Origin of the sequence: Mahella sp., assembly GCF_020054945.1 — a bacterium.
Classification (GTDB): Bacteria; Bacillota; Clostridia; order Mahellales; family Mahellaceae; genus Mahella.
Genome location: NZ_JAIHAU010000073.1, coordinates 1 through 6301 on the forward strand (window position 1 = coordinate 1; position 6301 = coordinate 6301).

The window sequence follows — 6301 nt, forward strand, 5'->3', positions numbered from 1 at the left end:
TCTCCCGGACAAACGGCCGGAATACCTGGCGGATAAGCCATTATCATCTCGCCGCTAATCTCGCCAACCGCCTGTTCAAGGCGTATCGAACGCTTGCGGCTGTAATAAGCCTCACGCGGCGATATTACCACATGAGGCGCACATGGCAACAAAGTATTATTGCGTAAGGGATGCACACCTTGTTTAAGCGCCACCTTCTTTAATGCTTCTATTAAGCGGTCGATGGTATGCTGATCGTCGCCTATTCCTATTATAGCCAATATATTATAAAGATCAGCCATCTCCACCTGTATATTGTGCTCATGGCGCAGTATATATTCCATCTCATATCCTGTTATACCCAGCCGCCTTACATTTATACCCAGCTTGGTTTCATCAAAGCCGAAGCTTCCGGGAGTACCTGCTACCTCCTGCCCAAAAGCATACAATCCGTCTATTTGATTTATCTTATCGCGGGCATAACGGGCTAATTGCAGCACTTTATCTATAAGTTGCGTACCTTCATGCGCTAACTGATATCGGGCAGCATCCAGCGAAGCCATTAACACATAGGAGGCGCTGGTAGTCTGAGTGAGATTTAAAACAGTTTTCATATTGGCAGCCCATGCTTCCTCGCCTTTAATCAATAAAATCGAGCTTTGTGTCATAGAACCGCCCGTCTTGTGGACGCTTACCGAGCTCATATCAGCGCCCACCTTCATGGCATGCTCGGGCAATTCATCGTGGAATGGAAAGTGGGCGCCATGGGCTTCGTCGGCCAGCATCATCATGGCGTTATCGTGGGCTATGGCGGTTATAGCTCTTATATCCGACACAACGCCATAATACGTGGGGTTTATAGCAAATATAGCTTTGGCATAGATATGCTTTTCCACCGCCCTCTGCACGCTTTCTACGTCCATGCCCATGGCTATTCCAAGCTCCTCGTTTATTTCAGGTGTAATGTATACCGGCACGGCGCCGCTTAGTATAAAGGCTCCTATTGTGGATTTATGAGCATTTCTGGGTACTATGATCTCGTCTCCCGGTTCACAGCTTCCCAATATCATGGCCTGTACGCCTTGCGTGGTACCGTTAACTAAAAAATAGCAATCGTCGGCATCGTACAATTCGGCCATCAAACGCTCCGATTGCTTTATGACTCCTATAGGATTACATATATTATCAAGGTCCTCCATGCCGTTGACATCTATCTGCAGCACCCGCGCGCCCACATATTCGCGCCACAGCGGCACGCCGCGCCCTTGCTTATGTCCCGGCACATGGAATGGTATAACGCCATCCTCCACATATTTTTTCAATGCCTCCAAAAGCGGCATTTCGTTCTGATCCGGCAAGTATCATGCCCCCTTCCTCTATTAATAAACTATATAATATTAGCGCAATCAGGGGACAAATGCAGCACAGGCTGAGATTCCGGGGATATCTCCGTAGCTTCCTGTGCCACGCCATGATCGGTGTCTATAAAACAAAGCGGCGGAAACATGACGCACCACCAATTGGCACCTTCTCCTTGCCCTATTACGACCCTTAACGCCTCATAAGTGCCGGACGGGAAAACCATCTCGCCATAAACTTTAGTAGGGAAATCATAGTATCCGAAATAAGCTTTGGCAGTATAATCCTTGCCGGATTTTTTTATCTCATCATTAGCTATAGTTTCTATATAGGACATGTTGTCCATTATAGCCTTGCGCTGTTCATTTATGTCGTTTGCGCTACCAAATCTATTATACAATTCATTCAATATGCGATCGCGCACTTTAAGCTTAAGCGCTTGGTCCTCAGGCGAATCACTATTAGCGATTACATGAAATCTTATTATATTGTCACTGCTAAGCTGCGGTGTATCTGCCGATGCCGGCGTATAGCCGGCATGCAAAAATGCCACCGCTATTATAACCAGTACAACAAAGGCCAATAACTGTTTTTTTACTCTCACATTAGCTCCTCCTTGGTATCATATTAACTAATATGAAGTATTAACAGTTATTTACCTTTTTAAACATTTTTATATCGTTATTTGGCTGTGAATACTTTCCTGCTTACGGCATTCAGACAAATATATTCAATAAGAGATCGAATATCTGTATATTAGATAATATATTACAAAAAATATAACCGTAAACTAAATTGAGGAGTGAAACGGTTGAAAAAACGATATGCCATTTTAAGCCTGGCGGTGCTTATAACCATTATAAGCACAACGCTTATGTGCTTTGAGATACCGAAATTGGCTGAGGCGCAAACCGGCAATCTATACTATGGTGCTAAAGGCGATAAGGTAGCTGAAGTCCAACGTAAGCTGAAACAATGGGGATACTATGATGGGCCTGTAGATGCTTCCTATGGGCCGAAGACATTTGCAGCGGTACAACTATTTCAAAGGAAAAACGGCCTGAAGGTTGATGGAGTAGTCGGCTCGGCTACAGCGGCAGCTATGGGTGTCAGCCTGAATACGGGCAAGTCATCTACAGCTTATACGCCTTCACGCGGCGGGTCAAATCGCAATGACGTATTGCTATTGGCAAGACTGATACATGGTGAGGCCAGAGGAGAACCTTATACAGGCAAAGTAGCGGTAGGCGCCGTTGTCTTGAACCGTGTGGAAAGCCCGAAATTTCCAAATACCATCGCCGGTGTTATATATCAACCGGGGGCTTTTACAGCAGTGGCCGATGGTCAGATGTGGCTAGATCCTGATCAAGAGTCGATAAATGCCGCAGTGGATGCCTTGAATGGATGGGATCCGTCAGGTGGAGCGCTCTATTACTATAATCCGGCCAAGACTACCAGCGGATGGATATGGAGCCGGCCGGTTATAACGGTGATAGGCAAACACAGATTTGCCAGATAAAAGGAGGTTATATAAATGAAACGAAGGCATTGGATATTACCTATGATCCTTGCGACGGCACTTGCAGTAGTAAGTCTATGGGGATATGACCAATATCGCCAAAAACAGCAGTATAACATATATATGGAAAATATTTACGAAAAGTCTTTTTATAATCTCGTTTCTTATACGCAAAGCATAGAAGGCAATATGTCGAAGCTCATGGCTACTGCCACACCTGCCCAATATTCGCTTATACTTACCGATATATGGAGACAGGCTGAAAGCGCGGGCGACTCATTGGGGCAATTGCCCATATCTCATATAGCGTTGGATAATACGGCTAAATTTCTGAATCAAATAGGCGATTTTTCGTATTATTTGGCACGCAACGCCACCAAAGGCAAGCCCATAAGTGCGGAAGAATGGCGTAAACTTGAGGAATTGCATAACTATAGCGCTGATATGAAATCGCAGCTTCTGGCCCTTGAGCAGGATGTAAGTGCCAATCATATATCGTGGAGCGAGATAATGCAAAAAGGCGGCCGCACATTGAATAATCAGGAAGCGCCCACAGTAGATAGTCATTTTGAGGATATAGAAAAAACCATGATGGATTATCCGAGCCTCATATACGACGGCCCATTTTCAGAAAGCGTAGAGCGGCGCGAACCTTTGGGATTGACCGACAAAAGCGTATCCTATGAACAGGCTCAAAAGATAGCTGAGAACTTTATAGGGAAAGACGTTATAGCATCTATAAAAAAGATAGGCGAGGATAAAGGCACCATACCTACATGGAATATGGAGGTAACGCCCAAAAATGCCTCCCGACCGCATATTTATATAAATATAAGCAAAAAGGGCGGTGAGGTAGTGTGGATGACCAGTTCGGCAACAGCACCGAAACAAAACTTAACCGTGCAGCAGGCTACGGACAGGGCCAGCGCCTTTTTAGAAGAAAAAGGATATAAGGATATGACAGTTACTTACGCGCAGCATTATAACGGCATAGCCATAATAAATTTCGCCTATAAACAGGATAATGTCATAGTATATCCCGATCTTATAAAGGTAAAAGTTTCAATGGGCGATGGCAATATAGTCGGTTTTGAAGGAACTGGATATCTTATGTCGCATACGCAGCGTAAGCTGGACAAACCATCGCTTACAGAACAAGAAGCCCGCGAATTTGTCAGCGATAGGCTGAGCATAAAATCAGCTCGCTTGGCCGTTATACCGACGCCGGCTAAAAATGAAGTGCTGACCTATGAATTTAAAGCTGAATTTGCCGGCGAACAATATCTTGTATATATAAATGCCTTAAATGGGAATGAAGAAAATATATTAAAAATATTGACTACTAATAACGGTGTCTTAACCATTTAGGAAATATTTTATCAGGATAAATAAAGCGAGGTGAGCCACACTAATATCGAGCTGATCAGCGAACAGTTGCAACGCCAACATCATAAGTGATCGGAGGCGCAGAATTATGGCTAGAAGGAATCACAGCTTAATGTCTGATGGGCTTAAGATGGAATTGGCTAAGGAACTCGGTGTATATGAGACGGTACAAAATGAAGGCTGGGGCGGCGTGAGCTCCAGAAATTGCGGTAATTTGGTAGCGAAGGCTATCGAATATGCCGAAAAAAACCTGCAGAATTCCACCAAATAGCATAGAGAAACGGGAGGCTTTAGCCTCCCGTTTCTCTATTAAATTGCCGTTCTTTATCAGGATCGATCGCAGGCAACGTTAAGGTCTTATCATATCCATAGGAATCGTTTGTGGTCCATGTAAAGGTGAACCTAAGTTGGATTTTGATAGATTAGCTGAAATCAGCAGCATATTAGATAGATTGCGCGGTGCGCTGGAAGTCCCCGATGAAAGCATACGAAAGGTTGTTGATATGCTGCATGATATTTATTGATATTTATGTAAATATGGAATATAATAAAAATGTTCCAAGCATACTGGATATAAAGGGGGATTTTGTTATGAACATTAAACGATCAGGCATTGGGAAAAGGATTGTACTTATCGTTGCAACACTGATAATCCTTTCCGCTTGCGAAAGCGATGCTCAACATGCCAAGGATTCAGCCGATAAGCCGCCGGAACCGAATGTTTCGGAGGAAATGCCCAACGAAACAAATTCCCTCCCGGATCAAAGCCAACGACCCGAAACTTCGCTTATAAACGCGGCTGGGGAGACAATAGAAAGCAGAGTAAACACGCCTGAAGGCTTCGAGCGCGTTAGAGCTGAAGAGGGGTCATTCGGCCATTACTTAAGGACGCTTCCTTTGAAACCTCATGGCTCAAAGGTCAGATATTATGATGGAAGAGAAAAAAGCCGTGGCGTATATGAAGCGGTGATCGATATGGATATAGGGGACAGGGATCTGCAGCAATGCGCCGACGCGGTGATCCGCTTGCGGGCGGAGTATCTCTTTAACCAGAAGGAATATGACAGGATACATTTCAACTTCACGAACGGCTTTAATGCGCAATACAGCAAATGGATGCAGGGCTACAGGATAGCAGTATCCGGCAATAACGTGAGATGGACTAAGACCTCAAGCTATTCCGATGATTATTCCAGCTTTCGGGAGTATCTCGATATGGTGTTCGCTTACGCCGGCACATTGTCTTTATCGAAAGAACTGCAACCCGTTGCGATAGAGGACATGGAGATCGGGGATGTGTTCATACAAGGGGGAAGTCCCGGCCATTGCGTCATAGTCGTGGATATGGCCGAACGCGCCCAGACTGGAGAGAGGCTGTTTATGCTGGCTCAAAGCTATATGCCCGCACAGGATATACAGCTTCTGAAAAATATGCAAGAACCTCTAATAAGCCCATGGTACTCGAGCAAGTTCGGTGAAACCTTGCTCACCCCCGAATGGTCCTTTAAGAAGACCGACCTTAAGCGTTTTGCAAATTAAGCTAACACTGGAAGTAGCAGCCGTAAAAAATCGGACAGGGAAATTGGTGGACAATCTCTTTCACTATTGCATAAAATTTGTAGAAAGTATATAATTTTATTGTAAAAACTGTTTGCCAAAATTCCGCAAGGGGGTTTATTTAAGGAACCATCATTGATCCCTTTGGGAGAAGAAATAGTGGCTTGCCATTTAGTAGAAAGGATACCTAAGTCAACTACCCCCGTCTAAAGACGGAGGCATGAAGCCTCGAAGTTGACCAGCCTCAGCCCTTGACGGGCTACGTTATTCCGGTCAAGACACCCTGGAATGCAAGAGCCAGTTCCAGGCTCTGTCGTTCGGCATTAAACAGGCGTACGGGGACGAAGCCAGTGTGTCGAACGCAAAAAGCCGGAATAACATTGGCGAGGCTCACATTACCCAATTAAGGAGAAAGGAAGGTAACTTCCATGCAAAAAGTCTTTGTGTTGGATAAAAACAAGCAACCGCTTATGCCCTGTCATCCCGCCAGGGCTAGAGAAC

7 protein-coding genes are annotated in these 6301 nt (G+C 44.9%); 5 read left to right on the forward strand and 2 right to left on the reverse strand.

All coding sequences use genetic code 11. The annotated features are described in order from the left end of the window. Both JG770_RS10495 and spoIIR read right to left on the reverse strand, forming a co-directional pair. On the reverse strand, window positions 1-1337 hold a 1337-nt coding region (locus tag JG770_RS10495), incomplete at its 3' end, for an aminotransferase class I/II-fold pyridoxal phosphate-dependent enzyme (protein WP_291958751.1). Window positions 1338-1366: 29 nt separating this feature from the next. Next, a complete protein-coding gene (spoIIR, locus tag JG770_RS10500; RefSeq protein WP_291958753.1) occupies window positions 1367-1942 on the reverse strand; it encodes a stage II sporulation protein R in 576 nt (191 codons plus the stop codon). 270 nt (window positions 1943-2212) lie between these two features. On the opposite strand from spoIIR, the gene sleB reads away from it, so the two are divergent. The 5 genes from sleB to JG770_RS10680 all read left to right on the forward strand — a co-directional run. Then, on the forward strand, window positions 2213-2857 hold the full coding sequence (sleB, locus tag JG770_RS10505) for a spore cortex-lytic enzyme (RefSeq protein WP_291958762.1): 645 nt from the start codon (window positions 2213-2215) through the stop codon (window positions 2855-2857). Between the two features lie 15 nt (window positions 2858-2872). Further along, complete coding sequence (gene ypeB / locus JG770_RS10510) at window positions 2873-4225, forward strand: germination protein YpeB (protein WP_291958755.1); 1353 nt, start codon at window positions 2873-2875, stop codon at window positions 4223-4225. 106 nt (window positions 4226-4331) lie between these two features. Then, window positions 4332-4514 carry a small, acid-soluble spore protein, alpha/beta type gene (locus JG770_RS10515; protein ID WP_291958757.1) on the forward strand — a complete coding sequence of 61 codons (183 nt, stop codon included), beginning with the start codon at window positions 4332-4334 and terminating at the stop codon, window positions 4512-4514. A 320-nt stretch (window positions 4515-4834) separates the two neighbouring features. Then, on the forward strand, window positions 4835-5782 hold the full coding sequence (locus tag JG770_RS10520; RefSeq protein WP_291958760.1) for a DUF4846 domain-containing protein: 948 nt from the start codon (window positions 4835-4837) through the stop codon (window positions 5780-5782). A gap of 446 nt (window positions 5783-6228) precedes the next feature. Next, window positions 6229-6301, forward strand: a 73-nt coding sequence (locus JG770_RS10680; protein ID WP_363321006.1) for an RRXRR domain-containing protein, incomplete at its 3' end; no start/stop codon positions are given.

What these genes read in the sequence shown, in the direction of transcription:
- ypeB (WP_291958755.1), top strand. Translation starts at nt 2,873, where the DNA reads ATGAAACGAAGGCATTGGATATTACCTATGATCCTTGCGACGGCACTT.
- JG770_RS10515 (WP_291958757.1), top strand. Translation starts at nt 4,332, where the DNA reads ATGGCTAGAAGGAATCACAGCTTAATGTCTGATGGGCTTAAGATGGAA.
- sleB (WP_291958762.1), top strand. Translation starts at nt 2,213, where the DNA reads ATGTGCTTTGAGATACCGAAATTGGCTGAGGCGCAAACCGGCAATCTA.
- JG770_RS10520 (WP_291958760.1), top strand. Translation starts at nt 4,835, where the DNA reads ATGAACATTAAACGATCAGGCATTGGGAAAAGGATTGTACTTATCGTT.